This is a genomic window from Streptomyces sp. AC550_RSS872 (assembly GCF_019049285.1).
In the GTDB taxonomy this organism is placed as follows: Bacteria; Actinomycetota; Actinomycetes; order Streptomycetales; family Streptomycetaceae; genus Streptomyces.
On record NZ_JAGMUL010000145.1, the window covers coordinates 1940 to 26119 of the forward strand.

The 24180-nt window shown below is 71.2% G+C and carries 22 protein-coding genes; 1 reads left to right on the forward strand and 21 read right to left on the reverse strand.

Translation table 11 applies throughout. The annotated features are described in order from the left end of the window. Positions 1 to 167 precede the first annotated feature (167 nt). The 5 genes from urtE to urtA all read right to left on the reverse strand — a co-directional run bounded on the left by urtE (position 168) and on the right by urtA (position 5024). Positions 168 to 860 (reverse strand): urea ABC transporter ATP-binding subunit UrtE, encoded by a 693-nt coding sequence (urtE, locus tag KUM44_RS36690; protein ID WP_217214094.1) that lies wholly within the window; start codon positions 858 to 860, stop codon positions 168 to 170. Between the two features lie 5 nt (positions 861 to 865). Continuing rightward, positions 866 to 1651, reverse strand: a complete 786-nt coding sequence (gene urtD, locus KUM44_RS36695; protein WP_217214095.1) for an urea ABC transporter ATP-binding protein UrtD — start codon at positions 1649 to 1651, stop codon at positions 866 to 868. Then, positions 1648 to 2784, reverse strand: coding sequence for an urea ABC transporter permease subunit UrtC (gene urtC, locus KUM44_RS36700; protein WP_217214096.1), 1137 nt, complete (start codon positions 2782 to 2784; stop codon positions 1648 to 1650). Before urtC ends, urtD begins: the two co-directional genes overlap by 4 nt. Beyond that, complete coding sequence (gene urtB, locus KUM44_RS36705; protein ID WP_217214097.1) at positions 2781 to 3668, reverse strand: urea ABC transporter permease subunit UrtB; 888 nt, start codon at positions 3666 to 3668, stop codon at positions 2781 to 2783. Before urtB ends, urtC begins: the two co-directional genes overlap by 4 nt. 99 nt (positions 3669 to 3767) lie before the next feature. Beyond that, complete coding sequence (urtA, locus tag KUM44_RS36710) at positions 3768 to 5024, reverse strand: urea ABC transporter substrate-binding protein (RefSeq protein WP_217214098.1); 1257 nt, start codon at positions 5022 to 5024, stop codon at positions 3768 to 3770. Between the two features lie 404 nt (positions 5025 to 5428). On the opposite strand from urtA, the gene KUM44_RS36715 reads away from it, so the two are divergent. Beyond that, the gene (locus tag KUM44_RS36715) at positions 5429 to 5899 is read left to right on the forward strand and encodes a MarR family winged helix-turn-helix transcriptional regulator (protein WP_217214099.1); all 471 of its coding nucleotides are present in this window, start codon (positions 5429 to 5431) and stop codon (positions 5897 to 5899) included. Here the strand turns inward: KUM44_RS36715 and KUM44_RS36720 are convergent. The 16 genes from KUM44_RS36720 to KUM44_RS36795 form a co-directional block, all read right to left on the reverse strand. Continuing rightward, entirely contained in the window at positions 5856 to 6974 is a 1119-nt protein-coding gene (locus tag KUM44_RS36720; RefSeq protein ID WP_217214100.1) for a substrate-binding domain-containing protein, read from the reverse strand. The genes KUM44_RS36715 and KUM44_RS36720 overlap by 44 nt on opposite strands. Positions 6975 to 7119: 145 nt before the next feature. Continuing rightward, on the reverse strand, positions 7120 to 8271 hold the full coding sequence (locus KUM44_RS36725; RefSeq protein WP_217214101.1) for a homoserine O-acetyltransferase: 1152 nt from the start codon (positions 8269 to 8271) through the stop codon (positions 7120 to 7122). Continuing rightward, on the reverse strand, positions 8268 to 9038 hold the full coding sequence (locus KUM44_RS36730; protein ID WP_217214102.1) for a gamma-glutamyl-gamma-aminobutyrate hydrolase family protein: 771 nt from the start codon (positions 9036 to 9038) through the stop codon (positions 8268 to 8270). The genes KUM44_RS36725 and KUM44_RS36730 overlap by 4 nt, the downstream gene beginning before the upstream one ends. Beyond that, entirely contained in the window at positions 9035 to 11329 is a 2295-nt protein-coding gene (locus KUM44_RS46265) for an O-acetylhomoserine aminocarboxypropyltransferase/cysteine synthase family protein (protein ID WP_254390651.1), read from the reverse strand. The genes KUM44_RS36730 and KUM44_RS46265 overlap by 4 nt, the downstream gene beginning before the upstream one ends. Then, on the reverse strand, positions 11326 to 12420 hold the full coding sequence (locus KUM44_RS36740) for an SDR family oxidoreductase (protein ID WP_217214103.1): 1095 nt from the start codon (positions 12418 to 12420) through the stop codon (positions 11326 to 11328). The genes KUM44_RS46265 and KUM44_RS36740 overlap by 4 nt, the downstream gene beginning before the upstream one ends. Then, positions 12417 to 12863 carry a type II toxin-antitoxin system RatA family toxin gene (locus tag KUM44_RS36745; protein WP_217214104.1) on the reverse strand — a complete coding sequence of 149 codons (447 nt, stop codon included), beginning with the start codon at positions 12861 to 12863 and terminating at the stop codon, positions 12417 to 12419. Before KUM44_RS36745 ends, KUM44_RS36740 begins: the two co-directional genes overlap by 4 nt. A gap of 31 nt (positions 12864 to 12894) precedes the next feature. Next, entirely contained in the window at positions 12895 to 14124 is a 1230-nt protein-coding gene (locus KUM44_RS36750; protein WP_217214105.1) for an aspartate aminotransferase family protein, read from the reverse strand. A gap of 1 nt (position 14125) precedes the next feature. Beyond that, entirely contained in the window at positions 14126 to 14656 is a 531-nt protein-coding gene (locus KUM44_RS36755) for a DUF6031 family protein (RefSeq protein ID WP_217214106.1), read from the reverse strand. A 33-nt stretch (positions 14657 to 14689) separates the two neighbouring features. Beyond that, entirely contained in the window at positions 14690 to 15712 is a 1023-nt protein-coding gene (locus KUM44_RS36760) for a DUF6001 family protein (RefSeq protein WP_217214107.1), read from the reverse strand. Beyond that, on the reverse strand, positions 15696 to 16697 hold the full coding sequence (locus tag KUM44_RS36765) for a fatty acid desaturase family protein (RefSeq protein ID WP_217214108.1): 1002 nt from the start codon (positions 16695 to 16697) through the stop codon (positions 15696 to 15698). The genes KUM44_RS36760 and KUM44_RS36765 overlap by 17 nt, the downstream gene beginning before the upstream one ends. Position 16698: 1 nt before the next feature. Continuing rightward, positions 16699 to 17241: a deoxycytidine triphosphate deaminase gene (locus tag KUM44_RS36770; protein ID WP_217214109.1), complete on the reverse strand. Its 543-nt coding sequence runs from the start codon at positions 17239 to 17241 to the stop codon at positions 16699 to 16701. Next, positions 17238 to 17804, reverse strand: a complete 567-nt coding sequence (locus KUM44_RS36775) for a hypothetical protein (RefSeq protein ID WP_217214110.1) — start codon at positions 17802 to 17804, stop codon at positions 17238 to 17240. The genes KUM44_RS36770 and KUM44_RS36775 overlap by 4 nt, the downstream gene beginning before the upstream one ends. Beyond that, positions 17801 to 18844, reverse strand: coding sequence for a hypothetical protein (locus KUM44_RS36780; protein WP_217214111.1), 1044 nt, complete (start codon positions 18842 to 18844; stop codon positions 17801 to 17803). The genes KUM44_RS36775 and KUM44_RS36780 overlap by 4 nt, the downstream gene beginning before the upstream one ends. Then, positions 18829 to 20511: an alkaline phosphatase family protein gene (locus tag KUM44_RS36785; RefSeq protein WP_217214112.1), complete on the reverse strand. Its 1683-nt coding sequence runs from the start codon at positions 20509 to 20511 to the stop codon at positions 18829 to 18831. The genes KUM44_RS36780 and KUM44_RS36785 overlap by 16 nt, the downstream gene beginning before the upstream one ends. Beyond that, positions 20508 to 21707 (reverse strand): hypothetical protein, encoded by a 1200-nt coding sequence (locus tag KUM44_RS36790; protein ID WP_217214113.1) that lies wholly within the window; start codon positions 21705 to 21707, stop codon positions 20508 to 20510. Before KUM44_RS36790 ends, KUM44_RS36785 begins: the two co-directional genes overlap by 4 nt. After that, a complete protein-coding gene (locus KUM44_RS36795; RefSeq protein ID WP_217214114.1) occupies positions 21697 to 24162 on the reverse strand; it encodes a PEP/pyruvate-binding domain-containing protein in 2466 nt (821 codons plus the stop codon). Before KUM44_RS36795 ends, KUM44_RS36790 begins: the two co-directional genes overlap by 11 nt. Positions 24163 to 24180 lie beyond the last annotated feature (18 nt).

Below are 24180 nucleotides of genomic sequence, written 5' to 3' on the forward strand. Positions count from 1 at the left end.
CGACGACATCCCCGCAGCCCCGCGGTGCACGGCGTCCCACGATCTCCTACCCACCGACCGTGGTGGCGCAGTACGCCCCGACGACCTTCACCCTCGGTGTCGATCGATGCGAAGCAGCCCCTCCGGTGACCATGACGGCGTCGATCGGGCCGGGGAATCCGCTGTCCTCACACACTGAGCGCGGTCCGTACGGTCTGCTCGGCCTCCACCCCTCCCGCTCCCGAGGAGGTGACGCGTCCCGCTTCCAGTACGTAGTAGTGCTGGGCGGCCCGCATGGCGAAGCCCACGTGCTGCTCGACGAGCAGCACGGACAGTCCGCCCCGGCGGGCGAGGGCCAGGATCGTCTCCTCGATCTCGGCGACGACGGACGGCTGGATGCCCTCAGTCGGCTCATCAAGCAGGAGCAGCCTCGGCCGGGTGATGAGGGCGCGGGCGATGGCGAGTTGCTGGCGCTGGCCGCCGGAGAGGAGTCCGGCGCGGCGGCCGGACAGTTCCCGCAGGGCGGGGAAGAGGTCCAGGGCTTCGGCGACGGCCTCCTTGCCGTCGGGGCGGCCGTCGGCGACGAGTTGGAGGTTCTCTGCGGTGGTGAGGTGCGGGAAGGACTGCTGGCCCTGCGGCACGTACGCCATGCCGCGGGCCACCCGCTGGTGCGGGGCGAGGCGGGTGATGTCCTCGCCGTCCAGCAGGACGCTCCCACTGGTCGGCTTGAGCAGGCCCATGGCGGCGCGCAGCAGGGTGCTCTTGCCGGCGCCGTTGTGGCCGAGGACGGCCGCGACGCCGTCCTCGGGGACCGAGACGGTCACTCCGTGCAGCACGGTGGTGCGGTCGTAGCCGGCCCGGACGGTGGTGATCTCCAGCATGGGCGTCACGCCTCCTCGGCGACGGGCACGGGTGCGGGTGCGGGGGCGGACTCTGGTTCGGAGGAGCGGCCGAGGTAGACCTCCTGGACCTTGGGGTCGGCCTGGACCTGGGCGACGGTGCCCTCGCTGAGCACCTTGCCGGCGTGCAGGACGCTGACGCTGCGGGCGAAGGAACGCATGAAGTCCATGTCGTGTTCGATGACGACGACCGTGCGGTCCTCGCTCACCCGCTGTAGCAGTGCGCCGGTGGCCTCGCGTTCGTCGTGGCTCATACCGGCGACGGGCTCGTCCAGCAGCAGCAGCTGTACGTCCTGGACGAGCAGCATGCCGATCTCCAGCCACTGTTTCTGGCCGTGGGCCAGCGCGCCCGCGGGGCGGTCGTGCAGCTCGGTCAGGCCGGTTGTTTCCAGGGCCTTCATCACTGCCTCCGGTACGCCCTTGCGGCGGCGGAGCATCGTGAGCGGCCCGCGCGCGGCCCCCGCGGCGATGTCGAGGTTCTGCAGGACGGTCAGCGCCTCGAAGACCGTGGCCGTCTGGAACGTCCGGCCGATGCCCAGACGGGCGATCCGGTGCACCGGCTTGCCGAGGAGTTCCTGGCCGCCGAAGCGGACCGAGCCGGTGGCCTTCGCCAGCCCGGTGACCGCGTCGACCAGGGTGGTCTTCCCGGCGCCGTTCGGCCCGATGAGGAATCGCAGATCGCCGGGCCGGATGTCCAGATCCACTCCGTCGACGGCGGTGAAGCCGTCGAAGGTGACGCGCAGGTCGCGGATGGTCAGTCCCTCGCCGCTCATGCTGTCTCTCCTGTACGGGTACGGGTACGGCGGTTGCGGATGACGGACAGGAGCGATGCCAGGCCACCGGGCAGGAAGCCGACCGCCACGATGAACAGCAGCCCCTGCAAGTAGGTCCACGCCGCGGGGAAGGCGTCGGAGAGCGTGCTCTGTGCCCAGGCCACGGCGATCGCGCCGAGCACCGCGCCCACCAGCGAGGCCCGGCCGCCGACCGCGGCGCCGATGACGAAGCCGATGGACGGCACGATCCCGATCAGCGCGGGCGAGATGATCCCGACAGCGGGGACGAAGAGGGCGCCGGCCAGGCCGGCCATGCCCGCTGCCACGACGTAGGCGATGAGCTTGGCGTTGGCCGGGTTGTAGCCGAGGAAGCGGACCCGTTCCTCGGAGTCCCGTACGGCGATGAGGAGTTCGCCATAGCGGCTGACGAACAGCTGGCGGGCTACGGCCATCAACAGCAGCAGGACGGCGGCGATGATGAAGTACACCATCCGCTGGTTGACCGGGTCGTTGAGGTCGTAGCCGAAGAAGCCCTGGATGTCGGTGAGTCCGTTGGTGCCGCCGGTGGTGGCCTGCTGGCCGACCAGCCAGATGGCCAGAGCGGCGGCCAGTGCCTGGCTGAGGATCGCGAAGTACGCGCCCTTCACCCTGCGTTGGAAGATGAAGAAGCCGAGCAGCGCGGCGACCGCCATGGGCAGAAGGACGGTCGCGGCGAGTGCGAAGCCCGGGTTCTCGAAGGGCTTCCACCACCAGGGCAGCGCGTCCGACGTGCCGTACAACTGCATGAAGTCGGGCAGTGAACCGGGGCCGCCGCCCGGGGCCGCGGCGGCATCGGCGAGCTTGAGGTGCATGGCCATGGCGTAGCCGCCGAGGCCGAAGAAGACGCCCTGGCCGAGCACGAGCAGCCCGCCACGACCCCAGGCCAGGCTGACGCCGACGGCCACGATCGCGTAGCACAGGTACTTGGCGAGCAAGGAGAGCCGGAAGTCGGAGAGGACGAGCGGCGCGATGCCGAGGAGGAGTACGGCGCCGAGGGCGAAGCCGCCGGGCACCCGGAAGCGTTCCAGCGGGGATGCCGGCGGCTTCGTCACGGCCGGGGACGTCGTCGGAGAGGAGGAGGTCGTTGTCGTCATGCCAGGCTCCGGGTGCGCAGTGTGTACAGGCCCTGGGGACGCCACTGGAGGAAGGCGACGATCGCGACCAGCACCATCACCTTCGCGACGCTGACCGTCGTCGAGTACTCCAGCACGGACTGGAGCACCCCGAGCACGAAGGCGGTGATCACGCTGCCCTTCAACTGCCCGATGCCGCCCACGACGACGACCAGGAAGGCGTCGACGATGTAGTTGGTGCCCGTCGTCGGACCGATCGGGCCGACCAGCGTGAGCGCGACACCGGCCACGCCCGCGAGGCCCGAGCCGATGAAGAACGTCAGCCGGTCGACCTGGCCGGTGGCGATTCCCGACACCTCGGCGAGGTCCCGGTTCTGTACGACGGCCCGGATGCGCCGGCCGAACGGCGTGAGCCGCAGGATCAGCGTGAGGGCGAGTACGCAGAGCAGGGCGAGACCGAGGATGAACAGCCGGCTGTTGGCGAGGGTGATGCCGCCGCCCACGGAGATGTTGCCGGTGAGCAGGTCCGGGGCGCGGGTCTGCACGTTGGGGGCGCCGAAGATGTCCCGGGCGAGCTGCTGGAGCATCAGGGAGACGCCCCAGGTGACCAGCAGGGTGTCCAGCGGCCGGGTGTACAGGCGCCGGATGAGCAGCCATTCCAGCAGCGCCCCCATGGCGCCGGCGACGAGGAAGGCCACGGGCAGCGCGACCAGCAGCGAGATCCCGGCGCCGCTGATGGACTTCTGCAGGACGTACGTGGTGTAGGCGCCGGTCATGATGAACTCACCGTGCGCCATGTTGATCACGCCCATCTGACCGAAGGTCAGGGTCAGGCCGAGCGCGATGAGCAGGAGTACGGCACCGATGCTGATGCCGGTGAAGGACTGGTTGAGGATGACCGTCATGGAGCGGCTCCGGGTCGGGGACGGGGTGCGGGCGACGGACGGGACCCGGCCCTGTGAGAAGGCCGGGTCCGCCCGGGAGGGCCGGGAGTCGGGCCGGGCTCAGGAGAGACCGGAGGCCCAGGAGTAGCCCTTGAGGTACGGGTCCGGCTTGATCGGCTTGCCCGAGTTCCAGACCTCGGTGATGAGTCCGTCCGCACCGACCTTGCCGATCCGGGCCGTCTTGTAGACGTGCTGGGTCGCGCCGTCCACGGTGACCTTGCCCTCGGGGGCGTCCAGGATGATGCCGTCCGCGGCGGCCTTGACCTTGGCGACGTCGAAGGAGCCGGCCTTCTCGACCATCTCCTTCCACAGGTAGACGGAGATGTAGGCGGCCTCCATCGGGTCGCTGGTCGGCTTGTCCTTGCCGTACGCGGCCTGGTACGCCGCCACGAACTTGGTGTTCGCCGCGCCGGGCGTGGTCTCGTAGTAGTTCCACGCGGTCAACTGGTCCTGCAGGTACTGGGTACCGATGCTCTTGACCTCCTCCTCGGCGATGGAGACCGACAGCACCGGCATGCTCTTCGCGGTCAGCCCCGAGGACTTGTACTCCTTGAAGAAGGCCACGTTGCTGTCGCCGTTGAGGGTGTTGAACACGGCGTCCGCGCCGGAGTCCTTGACCTTGTTGACGATGGTGCCGAACTCCGTGGAGCCGAGCGGGGCGTAGTCCTCGCCCATCACCTGCATGCCGTTGGCCTTCGCGTACGCCCTGATGATCTTGTTGGCGGTGCGCGGGAAGACGTAGTCGCTGCCGACGAGGTAGAGCTTGGTCAGGCCCTGCTTCTTGAGGTAGTCCAGCGCGGGCACGATCTGCTGGTTGGTGGTCGCGCCGATGTAGAAGATGTACGGGGACTGCTCCAGGCCCTCGTACTGAACGGGGTAGAACAGCGGCGACTTGTAGCGCTCGAAGACCGGCTTGACGGCCTTGCGGCTGGCCGAGGTCCAGCAGCCGAAGGTGGCCGCGACCTTGTCGTCCGTGATCAGGGCCTCCGCCTTCTCCGCGAAGGTCGGCCAGTCAGAGGCACCGTCCTGGCTGATGGCCTTGAGCTTCTTGCCCAGCACACCGCCGGCGGCGTTGATCTCCTTGATGGCCAGCAGCAGCGAGTTGTGGACCGTCACCTCGCTGATGGCCATCGTGCCCGACAGCGAGTTCAGCAGACCCACCTTGACCGTGCTGCCGGAGGTGTCGGCCTTGGCCCCGGAGTCGTCGGTCGAGGTGCTGTCTCCGGTCTTGGCGCCACAGGCGCTGAGAGCGGCGGAGGCGCCGACGGCCGACATGCCGGCCAACAGACCGCGCCTGCTGATGCTGAACCCAGACATGCAAAACCTCCTTGCCCCGAAGGGCGATGCGAAAAGAGCTGAAGACCCTTGGGAGGGAATGGTGGGAGGCGCTTCAGAGGCGGCGGCGTTGGCACACGAATCCCCCAGCCGTTCCGGGATGGTGTCCGGGCTGGTTGCTGAAGTGCGTCCACAGCCTGCGAGGAAACTGTTTCCACGGCGTTTCGGCGCAATTGAGAGATAGTTTCCAGCGGAAATAAAAAGGCAGGAAAATAAGAGAAGCCGTCGCTGGAAGATGCGCACTTCAGGGCATCTCAGCGACGGCAATTAATGCTTCCTGACGGAAGGATCTATTTCCTGGCCACTCTTGTCAAGCCTGCGGTGGTCGACGGTAGGCTCCGGGCATCCCCGTCACGGGGAGCCGAGGATTCGAGCTGAGGAGTGCGATGGCGAGGCGGCCCCAGGAACTGCTCCACCTGCTGACCCGGGCCGAGCGCCTCTCCGTACGCCGAGTCCAGTCCGTACTGGACGAGTTCGACTGCTCGGTGGAGGCATGGCGGGTACTGGACCTCCTCTCGGACGGGCAGGGACACAACATGACGGCCCTCGCCGACCACGCTTTCCTGCCGGCGCCGAGCCTGACCAAGCTGATCGACCAACTCGTCGACCAGAACCTGGTCTATCGCCGCATCGATCCCGCCGACCGGCGACGCATCCTGGCCCACCTCACCCCGCGGGGCATGCAGCGCTGGCAGCGGCTGGTCCGCGAAGTGCGAGCCGATTGGGCAGAGTTGGGGCCTCTCCTCGCGGAGGACGGCGCGGAGCGACTGCACGCGCTGCTGGACCGGCTGGCCGGGGCCTTGGAAGGCAGGGCTACAACAGGTCATGGGGAGCGCGCAGTTGGGCGAGCACGTTGAAGTCGAGCCCGTCCGCCTCTGCCAGGTAGATGCGCTGGCGCACATGCCGGTCGTGGAGGCGGAGCAGCCCGCGCGGCCCTTCGTACCAGACCGCGTCGGCGGCGGCGCCGATCGCGGAGACGTCCAGGGTGCGGGCCCGTTCGATGAGCGCGGCCAGCAGGAGGACACCTTCGTAACAGGATTCACCGAGACTGCCCGGGGCGGGGGCCTCGATCCCGAACCGGGCGCCGTACCGGCCCTGGAAGTCCAGGGTGTCCTGGTTGGCCAGTGACGCGAAGAACCCGGCCGTGCTGAACAGGTCGCCGGTCGCCGCGGGTCCGCTGGCCATCAGCATGTTCTCGTCCATCAGCGTGCTCAGCCGCAGACACCGCTGGTCGAGCCCGGAGGCGGCGAAGGCCCGGTTGAAGCGGACCGCGTCGCTGCCGACCAACAGCATGAGCACGCCGTCCGCGTCCGCGTGCTCGATCTTCCGCAGTACGTCATGGAAGTCCTCGACGCCCAGCGGGAGGTACTCCTCGCCGCAGACCCGGCCCCGGCTTTCGCGCGCGTAGCGGCGGGCGGCTCGGGCGGTCCGCCGGGGCCACACATAGTTGTTGCCGACGACGAACCAGCGACGGACGCCCCTCGCCTCGGTGAGGAGCCGCATCGCGGGCAGCAGTTGCCAGGCGGGGGTCTCGCTGGTCATGAAGACACCCTCGGTGTTTTCGCCGCCCTCGTACAAGGCCGTGTAGACGTACGGCACCCGGTGGGCGATCCGCGGCGCCACCGCCTGCCGGACCGACGAGATGTGCCAGCCGGTGACACCCTGTACGACACCCGTCGTCACCAGGGCCTCGACGTCCCGCGCGACGCGCTGCGGGTCCGCGCCGCCGTCGACTTCCAGCAGCCGCAGTTCCTTGCCGAGCACGCCGCCCGCCTTGTTGATCTCCTCGGCGGCCAGTCGCGCGCACGCCTCGCAGGTGGGACCGAAGATTCCGGCAGGCCCCTGCATGGGGTACACGAGCGCGACGTTCAGAGTCGAATCGTCGGCCGTGACCCACTCGGGGGTGTGGAGACGCAGCTGCGGGCGGTGCATGGCCTCATGATTGCCTCACCACCCCCGGTGCCCAAGCGGCGGCCCGGATCGAGACCGTTTTGTAGAGATGGGCGAGGTCGCCGCACAGGCCCAGGGTGCCCAGGGGAACAGCAGCCATGGAGAAGGTGCGGCCGACGCCCGGAGGTCAGGGCTGGGAGACGAGATGCGGGCTCTCACGGACGCCGAGCGAGTCCGCGACAGCCTGCAGGTAACCCGGAACCCGTAACAGGAAGGCGTCGTGTCCTGCTTCCGACGTCCCGTCACGGTGGTGGGTCAGCGGCACACCGAGCTCCGACAGACGCGCCGCCAGGTACTCGGTGTCCGCCGCCCCGAAGAGCCGGTCCGACTCGAAGCTGAACAACTGGACCGTGGGGGCACGGCCTGCCGCCCGGACAGCCGCGGGGCGGTCGAAGGCGTCGTAGCGGTCCATGGCCGCCGTGAGCCGCAGATAGCTGTTGGCGTCGAACCGGGCCACGAAGGTGCGAGCCTGGTGTTCGAGGTAGCGCTCCACGGCGTAGGGGCCGTGGGCCGGGCTTCCCGCGGTCGCGGCAGGCTGGCGTCGGCGTCCGAACTTGGTGTCCAGCGAGTCGGAGGACATGTAGGTCAGATGAGCGATCATCCTGGCAACGCCGAGGCCCTCCAGGGGACCGCGGGCACCTGGCTCCTCGGTGTAGCGGCCGTCGGCGAAGTGCGGGTCGGCACGGATGGCCGCACGTCCCGCGGCGTGGGCGGCGAGTCCGTCCGCGGACAGCCGGGCCCCGGTGGCGATGAGCAGGAACTGCCGCGCGTCACCGGGGTGGCGCAGCAGCCACTCCAGGGCCTGCATGCCGCCGAGTGATCCGCCCACCACGGCGCGCAGCCCGGTGCTGCCCAGATGGCTCAGCAGACGCCGGTGGACGGTCACCATGTCGCCCACCGCGATGTCGGGGAAGTCCGCGGCAAGGGCACGGCCCGTGGGCCCCGGGCTACAGGGCCCGGTGGTGCCCGCGCAGCCTCCCAGGACGTTGGCGCAGACGACGTGCAGGTGGTTCGTGTCGATCGGGCGCCCGGGGCCGACCATCTCCTCCCACCAGCCAGGGAGGTCGTCGGGGCTGTGCCGGGCGACATGGGAGGTGCCGGTGAGGGCGTGGCACACGAACACGGTGTTCGGACGTTCCGGGTCGGGGCGGCCGTACTCCTCGTAGGCGACCCGGATGCGGGAGAGGGTGCCACCCGCCTCCAGCCGCAGCGGCTGCTCCGCAGGGAACAGCACAGCGGTCCGCAGATGGCGGCTGACCGAGGCGGGGAATGTGCTCATCGCCGTCCTCCCCCGGCCGTCACGGCTTCCCGCCGTACGGCACGCGCGCGTGCGGCATGCTGTGCCGCCGCGGCGCCGAAGCCCTCGAAGATCCGGCGGGAGAGGGGGTCGGTGCTCGCGTACCACTCGGGGTGCCACTGCACGCCGAGCGCGAAGGCCCCGGCCCGCGCCACGGACAGGGCTTCCACCACGCCGTCATCGGCGACGGCCTCGGCTCGCAGCCCCGGTGCTAGGCGGTCGACCGCCTGCCCGTGCAGCGAGTTGACGCGGACCGGGGCGGTGCGCCCGAGCAGCCGGTGCAGGGTTCCGCCGTGGCTGATCCGCACCTCGTGGGCGGGCAGGTACTGCTGGTCCCTGGGAAGGGTGGGGTCCTCCCGGTGAGCCGCCGTGCCGAGGTCGCGCAGGGTGCCCCCGCAGGCCACGTTGATCTCCTGGAGGCCCCGGCAGATCCCGAGCAGAGGCAGCCCGGCGGCCACGGCCGACGGCACCGTCGAGAGGGCGAGCGCGTCGCGGTCGGCGTCGAAGGGGCCCCGGCAGGGTGCCCCGGCGTAGTGGTCCGGGGCGACATTGCTCTCGTGCCCGCCGAGGACGAGGCCGTCGAAGCGCCGCAGCGTCTCGTCCGGCAGGCTGCCGGGGCCCGGGAGCAGCACCACCGAGCAGTCGGCGACCTGTTCCAGGGCGGCGATGTACGCGCGGCGGACGGCGGCGTGCGGTACGCCGTCCCAGGTCTCGGTGGCGCAGGCGAGTGCGACGAGCGGTCGGTTCATGATGCCCCCAGTGCCCTTTCGAGATCGGCGAGCAGGTCGTCGATGTCCTCGACGCCCACGGCCAGGCGGATCGAGCCCTGGGTGACCCCGGCGGCCAGTTGGTCGGCCTCGGGGAGCTGGGCGTGCGTGGTGGAGGCCGGGTGGGTGGCGAGTGATCTGACGTCGCCGATGTTGGTCACGTGGGAGACCAGGCGGAGTGCCTCGATGAAACGGCAGCCGGCCTCCCGGCCGCCGGTGAGTTCGAACTGCACCAACGGCCCGCCGTTGTCCCCGAGGTAGCGCTCGGTCAGTCGCGCCTCGTCGCCGGTGGCTAGCCCCGGGTAGCGGACCGAGGCGACCCCCGGGTACTCCTGGAGGTAAGCCGCGACCCGTCGGGCGTTCTCCCCGTGGGCCCGCATCCGCAGCGGCAGCGTCTCCAGACCCTGGAGCAGCAGCCACGCGTTGAACGGGCTGAGGCACGGGCCGAGGTCGCGCAGCAGCGTCTCACGGGCCTTGAGGAGAAACGGGCTTCGGCCGAGCGGGCTGTCGAGGTCCAGGCCGGTCTCCGTCCAGACGACTCCCCCGTGCGCCGGGTCCGGTGTGGTGAGCAGGGGGTGACGGTCGGCGTGCGCCTGCCAGTCGAACCGGCCCGAGTCCAGGATCAGGCCGCCGAGGGTCGATCCGTGTCCGCCGATGTACTTCGTCGCCGAATAGACGACGATGTGGGCACCGTGCTCCATCGGCCGGCAGACGTACGGCAGCATCGTGTTGTCGAGGACGAGCGGCACGCCGAGGTCCTCGGCGAGCTCGGCCACCTCCTCGATCGGGAAGATCCGCAGCCGCGGGTTGGGCATGGTCTCGCCGAAGAAGCAGCGGGTCCGCTCGTCGCTCGCCTCGACGAAGTTCTTGGGGTCGCCGGGGCTGACGGTCCGCACCTCGATGCCGAACCGGGCGAAGGTGTTCGCGAGCAGGTTCCAGGTACCGCCGTACAGCTCGTCGGAACTGACGATGTTGTCGCCCGCCTGGCAGAGGTTCAGCAGGGCCAGGGCGATGGCGGCCTGCCCGGACGCGACGGCGAGGCCGGCCGCGGCGCCGTCCACCGCGGCCATACGCTCTTCCAGCACGTCGCAGGTCGGGTTGTTGAGGCGCGTGTAGGCGTGGCCGTCCTCCTGGAGGTCGAATATGCCGGCTGCGGCGGCTGTGCTGGGGAGTTCGAAGGCCGCGGTCTGGAAGATCGGCGTGACGACCGGCGGGGTGATACCGAGGCGCCATTCGTAGCCGCCGTGGATGGTCGCGGACCTCGGGGTGCGGAACGCCTTCCGGTCGGTACGGACGGGAGTGTCATGGTCCGACATCAGCGGTCTCCTCCGGGGGGTCGGTACGCGGGTACGCCGTGCCGTGCCGCCGATCACGGCGGTCAGCAGGACGGTGAGCAACAGGACGGCGGCCGGGCCCTGTCGGAACGCGGGCCAGGGCAGTCGGGTGGCCAGGACCAGCGCGGCGGCCGCCCACCACACGGCCAGGTCGTCGCCCAGGACGAAATCCCGCAGGGTCCGCAGACGAGGGACGGGGGCGCCCGGAGCTGGTGCGGGAGGAGCCTCCCGGCCGCGAGCCGCACAGCGGTACCCGGTGAGGACGAGCAGCCCGGCCGCGGGCAGGAGGAGCGCGGTCATGACGCCCACTGCGCCTGCGGTGACGGCCGTTGCCCCCGCAGCCATCAGCAGCACCGCGATCGCGGCCTTGGCGGGACGTTCCGGCGGTCCGGCCACCGGCCGGCGCCCGATGAGGCCGGGAGCGACGACCGCGACGACGAGGAGCAGGGCCAGCGGCGGGAGCCACGGGCGGGGTACGGCCGCCGCCGCGACCGCCGTCGCCACCACCAGCACCTCCGCGCCCGCCCTCAGCAACGCTCCGGCCATCGTGGCGCGAACGGACATGGCGCCCTTGGACGCGCCGCCGACGACCGTGCCACCCACGGCCGTTCGCCGCCGGACCTGGTGGAACACCGCCGTCTCGTCCCGCACCGGCACCGCCCCCAGTTCCCGGCGCGCGGCCCACACAAGCCACTGGAGTCCGGCCACCAGAACCACGACCGCGCCGGCTGCTTCCACCCAGTCCCGGGGCAGTACGACGAGGACGGCCGCCGCCCCGCCCGCCAGGGCCGCGAGCGACAGGACCGGTAACGCGGCCGCCTGTGTCGCCGTACCGCGTCCCAGCGAGGCGACGGCGGCCACCTGTGTACGCGCCTCCCGCGCCTCGACGGCGATGAGCAGGCCCACGGCGGCGAGGCCCGGCACGGCGGCGGGGTTCATCCCGCGCCGCCCGTGCGCAGCAGTGCCTTGGACCGAACGGGCTGCTGTGCGAACCAGTAGCCGACAGCCGGGTCCAGGAACTCCGTCCAATGCGGGCAGGGCCCGACGGTTCCCGTCGGCGGCAGCACCCGGTCGTCCTCGAAGTACGGCCGGTACACGCCGATCAGCCGGTCGAGGAACGCCCGGGGAGGCATCGGTATCCCGTGCACCTGCCAGGCGTCGAGCGAGCGGCGCAGGAACTCCCAGCGGCGGAACGGCACCAGGGTCAGCTCCCGCACGGGGGCGCGTTCCGCCTGCGCCCGCGCCCGGTTGAGCGCTGCCACGGCCCCGGCGACCAGTTCCTCCAGCCTGGGCGCGGCCGTCCCCGACGACGCCACGACATCCGCCACCGGACCGCCCCCCGCCGTGCGGTGCGCCACCGCGGCGAGCTCCGAGGCGACCCAGTCGACGGGGACGATGTCGATCCTTCGGTCACGTCCGCCCGGCAGCAGCGGCGGCTCGTGTCGGTCGATCAGCCCGAGCAGCGGATAGATGCCGTGGAACCGGCCGATGGCACCGGTACGGCTGTGTCCGACGACGAGGCTGCACGAGAACACGACCGGGCGCAGGTCGGCGTAGTCGGACCGCAGCAGGCGCTCCGCCTCGGCCTTGGTGGCCTCGTAGGTGTTGCGGTACTCCCACCCCTCGACCGCGGTGTACGCGGAGGAGACGTAGACGAACCGGGTGTCGCCGCCGAGCACCCGGGCCAGTTCGGCGACGTTGCGGGTGACCGCCACATTGCCGCGCCGGGCCGCCTCCAGGGACGCGGTCCAGCTCACATCGGCCGCCGCATGGACGACCACGGTGCGCCGCGCCGGGGCGAGTTCACGGGCGAGCGCGAGTGTCGACGGGCCGTCGGTGAGGTCGCGGACGACCGGCTGGACACGGGCCCGTACCGCATCGGAGGACCTGGACAGGAAGGCGTCCCGGGAGCGTTCGTTGCTGAAGACGCCGACCACCTCGGCCCAGGGAGCGTCCGCTGCCAGGGCGACGGCGAGTCCGGTGCCGACCGCGCCGCCGATACCGGTGATCAGCAGCCGTACGGCGGTCACGGCGACACCGGCGCGGGCCGGCGGTCGCGGATGGCGGCCAGCATGCTGCGGGAGTTGGACTCGATGGCCTGGATGCCGATGGGGTCCAGGACCGCGGCGAGCGAGGGGATGCCGATGTCGAACTCGATCTCCAGGACTACCCGCACACCGGTCGGGGTCTCTTGCAGTTCCCAGAAACCGCGGAAGACCTCCAGGTCCCCGTCGGTCTGGTCGAAGTCGATCCGGCGCATGGGGGTGAAGACGTCGCGCTCGTCCCAGGTCACCTCGCTGCCGTTGAGCAGGACCCGCCAGGAGCTGAGTGCGGTGCCCTCCCCGCGCTCCAGGAAACGGATGCCGAGGACGTCGGCCATGTAGCCCGCGTGTGCCTCAAAATCGCACAGTACGGTCCACACATGCTCCAGTGGGGCGTCGTCGATCTCGACCTCGGTACGGACTACGGGCACGGTGCGGCCCCTCTCGAAAGGTGACGGCAGGTCAGTTGTGCTGGGCTGCGGGCATGTCGGATACGGCGGCGACCGCGGCGGCGATGGTTTCGAGCCCCCGGTCGAGGTCGTCCTGGCCGATCACCGCGGGGGGATAGACCCGCAGGACCTGCGGGGCGCTGAGGCAGAAGCTGAGCAGGACACCGCGTTTGGCGGCCTCCAGGAGGATCTGGCCGGCGATGCCGGGTGAGGCCGTGTCGAGCCCGATCATCAGTCCCTCTCCGCGTATCTCGCGGATCCTCGGGTCGGTGCCCAGCAGCTCGCCGAGCCCCTTGCGTGCCGACTCGCCGAGCCGGCGTACGTCGTCCAGGAAGCCGTCCTGGCGGACGAGTTCGACCACCGCGGCGCCGACCCGCCCGGCCAGTGCGCCGCCGGCGAAGGAGGAGGCCAGCACCACGGGGTCGCCGCCCGCGCCGCCGATCCGGGCGCCGGAGTACACGACCGCGGCCGTCGGGACCAGGCCGCCGCCCAGAGCCTTGCCGACCAGCAGCAGGTCCGGCGGGCAGTCGTCGGCCGAGCGCCAGATCCGGCCGCAGCGGCCGAGGCCGGTCTGGATCTCGTCCAGTGCGAGCAGGGTGCCGGTCTCGTGGCACAGGTCGCGCAGGGCGGCGAGGTAGTCCGGGGCGACCGGCAGCACCCCGCCCTCGCCCCGGACCGGTTCGGCGAAGACCGCCGCGACCGTTCCCCGGGCGAGCACCCGGCGTGCCTGGCCGATGTCCCCCGGCTCCAGAAAGTGCGCCTTCGCCGCCAGGGGCACCGGTGAGCGCACCGCGTAGGTGTCGGACAGGTGCAGAGCGCCCGCGGTCTTGCCGTGGTACGAGCCGCGCAGCGCGGCGAACTCGGTGCGGCCGGTGGACAGGGCGGCCATCTTCATCGCCATCTCGACCGCCTCGGCACCACTGTTGGCGAGGGCGACCTGGTCGAGGCCGGCGGGTGCGACGTCGATCAGTGCCTCGGCGCACCGGGTCGCTTCGGCGTTGCCGAGGACCTTCCCCGACAGCCCCATGTGCTCCAGCTGGTCCCGTGCCGCCGCCACGATCTCCGGGTGCCGGTGGCCGATCAGATGGACGCCGAAGGACCCGAAGTCCAGCCAGCGGCGCCCGTCGGTGTCGCCGATCCAGGCGCCCTGGGCCTCCTGCTCGGCGGCCAGCAGCCCCGACATGCGCAGCAGCAGGGCCTTGGAACGGCCGAAGGCGGCCCCGTAGCGCTCGACGAACCCCATCTCACGCGTCCTTGAGGAACGGTTCGAGGAACGCGGCGTCGGTGCCGGCCGCGGTGCACAGCTTGGACCAGTTCCGCAGGGCCCGCAGCACCTCGCTCTGTCCGCTGGCCACCAGCGGGTCGGGGATCTGCCCGGGGAAGGCCTCGCACAGCCCGTCCCAGAGCTCACGCACTCCGGTGTCGTCGGCGTCGCTGCCACCGAACTCCTGCTCCAGCGCGAAGAGTTGGGCCAGCTCCGGGCCGGTGGCCTGGCAGACCTCGTGCAGGCCGTACTCCAGAGCCAGGGCGAGCTGGTGCCCTTCCCCGGCGGGTTCGGCTCCGGTCAGCCGGGTGTCCATCTCGGACAGCAGCTCCAGCAGCCGGAGTTTGACGGCCTGGCGCAACTGCGGCTGTTCCACGCCGCCTTCGAGGTCCTCGACGTAGGCACGGCCGTCGACGGACATCAGCCAGGCCACGGTGGCCCAGGCCCGGACCGCGGCCTCGGGGGGCAGGCCCCGGCCGGCCCGCACGCCGGGGAAGAGGGCGAGTTCCATCAGGCTCCTTCAGCAGGTGAATGCGACGGACGGTCAGACCGGAAGCAGCGTCACCGCGCCGGCTCGGGCGGCGCGCAGCAGGTCGGCGGGGGCTCCGACACCTTCCGGCAGATCGGCGAAGGGGATCGCGCCGGTGGGCAGCGGGTCCTGGCCGAGGAAGGTGGTACTCGCGCCCAGCAGCATGTCGGCGCCGGGCAGGAAACGCTGCCGGACCGGCTCGCCGACGGGTTCCACGGCGAGCGTCGGCGGGTGTCCCTCACCGGCGGCGGCGTAGACCTCGGTGAGCAGGGCGGTCAGGGCAGGAGCCAGCGGGCCGCCGTCCTTGCCCGCGAGCGCCTCGGAAACGGGTGCGCGCAGCGCGTCCACGGCGGCCACGACCGGCTCCGTCCCGTGCTGCTCGCGAAAGCGGGTCCAGCGCAGCAGGAACCACTTGCGGTTGGAGTAGACGTCGAGGTGGTGCGAGAGCACGGCGTCCATCAGATGGAGCAGCGCGTTGACCGCGTAACCCACCCGCCCGCGGCGTTCACCGGCGGCCTCGGCCAGTGACAGGAACAGCACCTGCTCGGTGGCGGTGTGCAGGGAGGACCACTTCCACAGCCGGGCCAGCTCGGGCAGGTGGTCCAGATACGGCAGGGTCCGGTCCAGGGCCACGCCGTTGACCATCCGCTCCAGGTACTTGCGGCGCAGCTCGTGCTGTTTGTCCCAGCCGCGATACGCGAGCACTGACCGACGCGGATCGGCGTCCGCCAGCGCGCGCAGGTCGGCGAGCGCCGCGGCGGCCTCCTCCTCGGCGAAGGAGATGGCTTCGAGGTGGTTGGGGCCCTCGAAGAGCTGGGTCGCCATCCGCGCCCCCGCCATCGGTTCGCACTGGATCCGGATGAAGTCCACGTCGCTGGTGGCGTTGGCGAGCCCGTGCACCGGGGAGCTGGTGAGCAGGAAGTGGCGGGCCGGGCCGGTCCTGCCGGTCAGCAGGCTCTCCAGTCCGCCGGGGGTCAGTCCGCGCGAGGCCAGGAAGGTGTCGACATGGCGCAGCCGCGTCTCAGGCGTGATGGCCATCGGGCTCCTCGATCCGTGAGGTGGGGGTGGCGTACCGCAGCGCGCGGGCCTCGGCGACGTGTCGCAGCACGCTGGACGGGCCGAAGAGGTAGGAGTGCGAGATCCGGGCCTGGCCGCGGACGACCTGGTGCTCCATCAGCCGGCGGTGCAGGTCGGCCAGGTTGTAGCAGGGGACGCTGGGATAGAGGTGGTGCGCCAGGTGATAGTTGATCCTGCACGGGGAGAACAGGGCACGTTCCAGGGCTCCGGCGAGCACCGACCGGGTACCGCCGATCCCGGAGTCCTCCTCGCATCCGACGTGCTCGGCCATGTCGCGCAGCCGAAGGATCATGCTCAGCGCGGTGATCATCGGCACGATCCACAGCAGGAGATACGGCAGCCACCACCCGGTCGCCACCAGAACCACCGCCAGTGCGCCGAGCCCGCCGAGGAACAGGGCGCACCGGGCACGGCCCATCGCCTGCGCCACCGTGCGGTCCCCGCGCAGGACCGGGAGCAGCGAGAACTGGTCCAGGGTGCCGACGGTCTTGACGATGTTCAGCGCGACCGCGTCCGCCGCGAACAGCCGGATCCAGTCGCGGGTGGTGTTGTCGATCGCGGTCGGGTCGTAGTCGGGGTCGCGGTCCGTGTTGAGGTAGCGGTGGTGTTCCAGGTGGTGCCGTCGGTACAGGGTGGTACTGATGAACAGGGGGAAGGCCAGCAGCAGATCGCTGACCAGGTCGTTCACCTTGCGGTCGGCAAACAGCAGCCGGTGCGCGCCGTCGTGCATCAGCACCGCGAGCGCGTGCTGGCGGGTCGCGATGACCACGATGGCGAGCGGATATCCGTACCAGCGGTCCCAGTACACCGCTCCCGCCGCGGTCGCGAGGATCACCGCCCACTGCCGGGCGATGGCGAGTGCGGCCCGCCCGGGCCTGCGCCGGGACAGCTCACGCAGTTCGGCGATGCCGAGCAGCCGCTCGGGGGCGCCCGTTCCTGATGCCATGTCAGCTGCCCTCCGTCACGGGAACGGCGGCGAGGTCCTCGCTCAGCCGGGAGGCGACGGCCGCTGTCGAGCCCGTGTACTTGCCGTCGTAGAGGAGCGGTTCGCCCTGCATGGCCCAGAAGGCGAGCTTGCCGACGCACATCCCCGGGTAGAGCCGGACCGGGTTGGCGACGGTGATCTCCAGCGTCCAGGGGAAGAGCGCGCCGCTGTGCCCGAGCGGGGCGGAGAACTGGATCCACACGCCGAGGGTGGAGACCGAGCGGCAGGCGTAGAGGGTGGCCGCGTAGTGCGGGCTGCCCATGACCTCCATGGTGCTGCCGAGGTAGAACCGGCCGGGCTCCAGCACCACTCCGGCGGCGTCCATGGTGACGGTGTTGCAGCCCGGCGCGCGTCGGCTGTCCAGCATCTCCCGGTCGTACACCAGGAGTTCGGGGGCAAGGCGGAATCCGTAGGAGTTGGGTTCGAGCCGGGCGGGGTCGAAGTCGTCGATGTGGATCTCGCCGTCGGCCACCGCACGGGCGATCTCCGGACCGGTGAGGATCACAGTGCACAACTCCCGTACAGCGAACGGACGGTGGCATGGATCGCCGACCGATAGGCGGCCAGGTCCGCGCTGTTGTCGATCACGACGTCCGGCTCGATCAGGTCGAGGTTCCGGGTCGAGCCGTCGGCGCGGGTGAGGTCGGCCCGGGCGGCCAGCCGGCCGAGCCGCAGTTGCTCCGCGCTGGTGATCCGCAGGATCCGGAAGCCCAGCGCCCGTAAGGCCGGGGCGTCGACCAGGGGATCGCGCAGGTCGTCGTTGACCACGAGGTCGGCCGGGCAGACGGCGAGCCGGGCCGCGAAGTCGTCGACCAGGGCACGCGGGTTGAGCCGGCGCAGATGGCCCGCCAGGTCCTCCATCAGCACCTGGTCCTGGGCGCCCGCCCGGAGTGGGGCTCCCGCGGTGGCGTAGACGCGGTCCTGCAGTTCGTACAGCGGCCGGGCCAGCGCGATCCGGGCGAAGCCGAGACCCTGGTCGGCGGCGTACTCCCGCAGCACCGCCGCGCAGGTGGACTTGCCGCTGCCGGAGTGCCCGATCACCGCGATCCGCAGCTGAGGTGCGCTCATGACGCCTCCGCCAGCACCGCGTCGAAGTCCACATCCAGGGTGCCGGTCAGGCGAACCATCGACAGGTCGGCCAGGTAGGGGCGCATCGCCGACAAGGTCGCGTAGAAGGCCGCGTAGTCCGGTACCAGGTAGTGCTGCCAGCCGAAGAACGTGGTGTCGACGGCGCGGTCCACGATCCGGTTCAGCTCCATCCAGCGCGCGGGTTCCTCCTCGACGCGCTCGGCCGCGAACGGCTCGCCGGGGCGGACCTCGGGGAGCAGGATTCCGGCCAGCCGGTGCGGCTCGGGGGTGAACTCCGATCCCAGCCAGGCCTCGAAGGCGTCCGCGTCCAGCAACAGCTTCCTGCGGTCCGGCAGTTCGGCGGGGTCGAGGCCCGTGTGGGTGCGCACCCAGTCGACCAGCGCCGGGTGTTCGCGCAGCGTCCCGGCGCCCACGTAGGGGTAGTCGCGCCAGGGGGTGGCGGTGATGCCGCCGTCCTCGATCCGGCAGAACAGCTTGTCGCCGGTGAAGTACTGCCAGCCGGGCCGGCTCAGCACCGAGACCAGGGTGGTGGTCTTGCCCGCGCCCTTGGGACCGGCGATCGCGTAGGCACGCCCGTCACGACGGACCCCGGAGGCGTGCAGGACGACGGTGCCGCGGGTCTCCTCGGTGCGGATGACCAGGTCCCGGATGAAGTCCATCAGCTGGCACACGGATCCGTCGGTGATGCCGGCCTCGAACCGCTGGTCCGCCGAGGCGTCCACGGGAACGTCCAGCCGGGTGTGCTCATTGGCGTAGACGAGGCGGTCGCCGTACCGGGACAGCAGCGCGTGGAAGGTGAACTCCGGGGCCGTACTCTGCCGGATCACCACGGGACGGCCGGACGGGGGGCGGGTGGCGGGGTCGTAGGGGACGAAGGTGATGTGGAAGGCGGGCTCGTTCGTCGGCCGGTCGGCCAGAGTGTGGCGGAAGAAGCGGGCCACCGGCTCGAAGGCCTTCTCCGCCTCGCCGTGGATGTCGAAGTGCACAGTGGTGTCAAGGAAGTTCAGGTAGCGGTGCACACACGCCTCGCAGTGGGGTCGGAGAGTGGCTGACGGGAACGGCCGTCCGGGCTCAGTCCGAGTTGGCGCAGGGCTACTTGGGCCGGGACGGTGTTGTCGACGGTTCCGAGGTCGACGCCGGGCGACAGCCCGGGGCCTCGTGCGGCGAACACCGCGTGCAGTCGGGGGTCGCCGTTGTTGGTGATGTGCGCGCCGGGCTTGTGGGCGGAGGCCACCAGCGCGCGGTCGGGCCGGAGCGCGGCCGTGGGCAGGAAGTCGGGGTCGAACAGCACATGGCGGACCACCGCCGGGTCGCCGCCCGGCGAGGGGGCGAATCCGGCGGTCGCGGGTCGGCCGCCGCCCGGCTCGGTTACGGCACGCAGCACCGACTCGGCCCGGTCCAGCAGCGCGCGGGCGGCGGAGCGCGGGACCAGTCCCCCGGGCAGATCCTGGTGGTTGACCCAGAGGGAGCCGTTGTCCGCGGGGTGGTAGAGCACCGAGGACCGCCTGGGGTCGAGGGCTCCGTCGGGGGTCCGGGCCGCGAGTCCGGCCGCGATCAGTGCCTCGTTGGGGTGCACTGTCCAGGCCGTACCGGCGATCCCGTGGTCCGCGCCGAGCAGCACGGTGTCCTGTTCGCCGGCGCGGTCGAGTACTGCTCCGAGCAGCCGGTCCGCCCATTCGTAGCAGGTTCTGACGTGGCGCCAGATCTGCTCCGCCACGTCCGGGCGGTGCGCGGCGCTCTTCGGATCGCACCAGCCGATCAGTTCGTGGCCCAGGTCGTCGGTGGTGGGCAGATAGATCACGACCAGGGCGGCGGTGTGCCGCGTCAGCACCGTGCGCGCCGGGGCCTCGAAGGAGCGGTGCACGCAAGCCACCGAGGAGAGGAACAGGTCCTCCGCCGAGCCGTCGCCGCCGTCCACGAGCCGCGGTCCGAGCAGCCCCGCCCGGTAGGTGGGGCCGATTCCCTCGCCGGCGAAGACGGGCAGCCCCTGGGTGAGCGCGTCGGTCAGCGGGCGGTCGTGGCCCACCACGCGAGGCCGCCAGGCGCCGGTCCGCAGCAGTACCCGTTGTCCGCCGGCCGCGACCATGCGCAGCCAGACTCCGCTGTCCGTGCCCAGTCGCAGTGGCCGCCACTGTGTGTCCCGCTCGCCCAGCGTCACGGAGCGGTCCCCGCAGCCGACCCGGATCCGGTCGCCCTCGGGCGCCACGTCGAGCGGGTGGGGGCCGACCGTGAAGTGCTGGAGGGCGCCGGTGAGCGGCAGCGCGGCCTGCCGGTCGATCCGGTCGCTGTACGCCTCCACCGCCACGTCGACGCCCGGCTCGGCTTGTCCGTCGGCGCCGATCGTCCAGGGGACGTGCACGGCCGCGGTGCGCAGCCCGGCTTCGGCGGCCGTCCGCCACACGGTCGGCGCGGCGCAGCGGCCCGGCGCGAAGGCGGCCGACGACTCCTCGATCGCGCCGCCGGTGCCGGGGATCCGGAAGCCGGTGACACCGTGCCGCTCCGGCCAGGTGCCGGTGAACAGCGTGGCCAGCGAAGGCGGGGTCTGGCAGTTGGGGGCCGGCGGACGCGCCGCCGCGCTGATCCCGGCGGCCCGCAGCCGGGCCGTGTGGGGCAGTGCGCCCTGCGCGGTCAGCCGCTCCACGATCCAGTGGGCCGCCGCGTCCCAGACCAGCCAGTACACCGTCACCGGCGGGGCTCCGGCTCCGGCCTGGCGGCCACCACGTCACGCAGGAAGCTGCGCTTGGAGTAGAAGGAGCGCTCCTTGGCCCAGCCGCGGTCGGCGAGGAATCCGCGCACCCACGCGTCGACGCGGTCCATCTCCGCCACCACCTCGCCCTCCTCGTGGTCGAGGACGTTGCGGGAACGGAGGTACTCCACCTCGCACTGGGACAGCACCACGTCGGGCGCGTCGAGCAGACGGCAGTGGTCGAAGAAGATGCCGTAGATGTGTCCGGTCCGCATCGACTCGCACTGGACGTCGTAGCGGACCCGCCGGAACGGCGGCATGGCCCGGACGGTCAGGCCGAGTTCCTCCGCGAGATGGCCGGCGAAGCCCTCGGGGGCGACGTCCACGCCATGGGTGAGTTCCTCCCTGCGAGCGAACGAGTCCTCGGCGAACCACTTGCGCTTGAGGATGTTCTTGCCGTCGTAGGAGGGGATGAAGGAGGCGTAGCCGCGCTCGGACTCGGGGCCGAGGACGTCGAAGAGGTGGTTGTCGTAGTACCAGATCTGGAAGTCCTCGCGGTACTCCGGCCGGCAGCCGGGCAGTTCGCCGTCCCGCAGCGCCCGCAGCACCTCCATTCCGGCCTCCCAGATGTCCGGGGCCGGGTCGAGGGTGTACTTGTACTCCAGCTCGGTGCCCTTGAAGTGGTTGCGGAAGTAGAGGTGATGGTTGCCGAGCGGCAGCACAAATCGCTGATGTGCCGTCAGGACATCTTCCAGCCAGTCGAGTTCGTCCACCGGTCCGCGGCCGACCGGTTCCGCCGTACTGCGGACGAAGCAGGCATCCTCGGCGTGGGCGCGGATCTGCGCATACGCGTGGTAGCCGCCGCCGGGGTGTTCGGACAGGTAGCACAGGGGTACCAGAGCGGATCCCGCCGAGCCCACCAGGGGCCGCAGGCCGGGACCTGCGATACCGTCCCGGAACAGTTCCTCGCCCTGCGTGAGGGCCCTGCCCAGCGGACGGCCGTCGCTGGTGAGGGCCACCGCCTCGCAGGTGCCGAGTTCCTCCCAGCGGACGACCACGGTCGTGCTCGGCCGGACCTCCTCCAGCGGGGCCACCCGCACCAGGACCACCGGGTCGTCGTCGGTCCGCTGCCTGGTGCCGTTGATCAGGTGGACTCCGCCGAGTACGACCCAGGCGCCTGGTTGGTCAGTGCTCATCCTCGATGCTCCTTCCGGCAACGGTGATCGCGCCGTCGCTGATGACCGCCTCGCCGCCGTCCGGCAGCGCGCCGAGGTCCGCGACCAGCGCCGGGACCTTGGCCTCGCGCAGCAGGATGGCGAGATGGCAGAGGACCGAGCCCTCCTCGAAGACGAAGCCCGCCACCGCCCCGATCAGGACCGAGAGCACCGCGTAGGGGCGGCCCACCCGCACCACCGGCGGGGCGGGCATGGCCTGGATCTTCTCCAGCAGACGGGTGATCTCGTTGTGCTCGGTGACGTCCTTGCTGCGGTCCACGCTCACCGCGGGACCGACCGAGAGCCGGCCGAGCAGTTCGTCGTCGGCCAGCGAGAGCAGCGGTCCGCGCGCCGACCCCGCGGAGACCAGCGTGCCGCGCTCACCGGACAGCATGTCGCCGGCGAGCAGCGAGTAGTCGACGAAGTACGGCACACCGTCGGCGAACACCCACTCCACCGTGGCGTCGCCGTACCGGTCGTGCATACGGCCGGTGAAGGCCGCCATCCGTTCCAGATGCGGGACCAGATCGGCCGGTACGTCGCCTTCTCCGCCCTCGGGGCTCCAGACGAACGAACGGGCGCCCGCCGTACCGCGGTTGAGGGCGAGCAGTCCGTCGGGGGTGTACTCGACCAGCAGGTCGGTCCCGGACCGGCGGGTGATCAGGCCGAGTTCGCCGCGGATGAAGTCCCGTACCACCACCGCCTGCGGCTGGTCCGCGGCCGCCGCGCCGCGGGTGATCTCGTCGAGCCGGTCCGGCACCTGGTCCTTGGGGAGCACGATCTGCCGCAGCGTGGCGCCGAAGTCCAGGACGCACTCGGTGCCGGCGCCGGTCGCCAGCACGTGCCGGATCCGCTCCCGGGCCTCGGGGGTGGACAGGTTCCGTGCGGTGAAGCCGATCAGCCAGCCCGCGCCGACCGCGAGGCCGAGCTCCTGAGCCAGCCGGTGCGCTGGACCGCGCTTTGCGGTGTACCCGGCGTACACCTCGGCGACGTCACCGAGGTGCGTGCCGGCGGGCGGGTCCTCGAAGTAGAGCCTGGTGGACCAGATTCCGGCCGGTGCACCACCCTGACCGACCGACCGGCGGGCGGTCACCGGTCGTACCTGGACTATGTGCAGGCCTTCGGCGTCGGCGGCCCACTCCACGTCCACCTCGCAGCCGCGCAGGTCCCGCAACTCCCGGCAGGCGTCGGCCACTTCCTCCAGGACCGGCTCGTCGAGCACGTCGCCGGGGACGGCCGAGGCCCGCATGGGCACCGCCACTCCCGCGACCAGTTCCTCGGCCAGCCCCTCGGTGTACTCGATCTCCACGGCGTCCGAGGCACTGTCGAGCCCGGTGAAGGCCACACCGGCCAGCCTCGGACGCACCAGCCGCTGAACGATCACCGCGAGCCGGGGTTCCGGGTCGAAGTCCCCGGCCCGTACCCGGGCCGCGACCGCCGAGCCCGCGTAGTGGGAACGCCAGCACTCCTCCACGGCCGCGATCACCCCGTCGGCCCCACGCGCGCCCAGCACGCTGCGATGGATCCCGGCCAGGCTGCTGCTGGTGCCGTCCTCGGCGAGTCCGGAGGAGCGGACCGCGAACTCGGACGCCTGCGGATCACCGAACACGTCGGCCAGCCGGGCGGTGAGCAGGTCGCGCAGGTCCTGGGGCATGTCCAGGTCCGCCACCGCCGCCTCGATCCCGGCCGTGACCTCGGTGAAGAACGCGCCGACCGTGGCCCGCATCTCCTCGAACAGGGCGCCGAGCGTGCCGCGGGCCGCGGGGCCGATCGCCTGGACGAACTCCCCGGCGGGGACGGCGAAGGCGGTCGGTACCCGGAACGTCCGGGAAGCCCTGGCGAGCGAGGCGAACTTGTGGCCGACGTCCGCCGGGTCCGCGTCGGTGCCGAGCCCGGGCAGCCGTTGCCGGGACAGCTGCCGGTCGAAGTCCTTGTGGATGTCACTGGAGCGAGGGCCGACAGCGCCCTGGTACTTGCCGTCGTACAGCTCGATCTCGCCCTGCGGGCGCCACCACATCATCTGGCCGATGGTCATGCCCGGGTACACCCGCACCCGGTTCACCGTGTAGAGCTGAAGGGTCCACTGCCCCTCGTAGCCGATGTCCCCCAGGCTGGCGGAGAGGTTGATGAACAGCCCGAGCCGGGCCACGGAGGAGCGCGCGGCGAAGGTCGGCGCGTAGTGGCGGCTGCCCAGCACCTCCTGGGTGTGGGCGAGGTAGAGCCGGCCCGGCTCCAGGACGTAGCCGTCGGTGGTCATCTCGATGTCGACGCAGGCGTTCTCCCGGCGCGGGTCGAGCGGCATCTCCGAGTAGACCCTGAGCCGGCTGCCGAGCCGGAAGTTGTAGCTGTTCGGATTGACCTGCTCAGGGGTGAACGGCTCGATGGTGATGCGTTGGTTCGTGCGTTCCCGCGCGATCTCGCTTCCAGTAAGGATCATCAGCACTCCTTGCAGGAG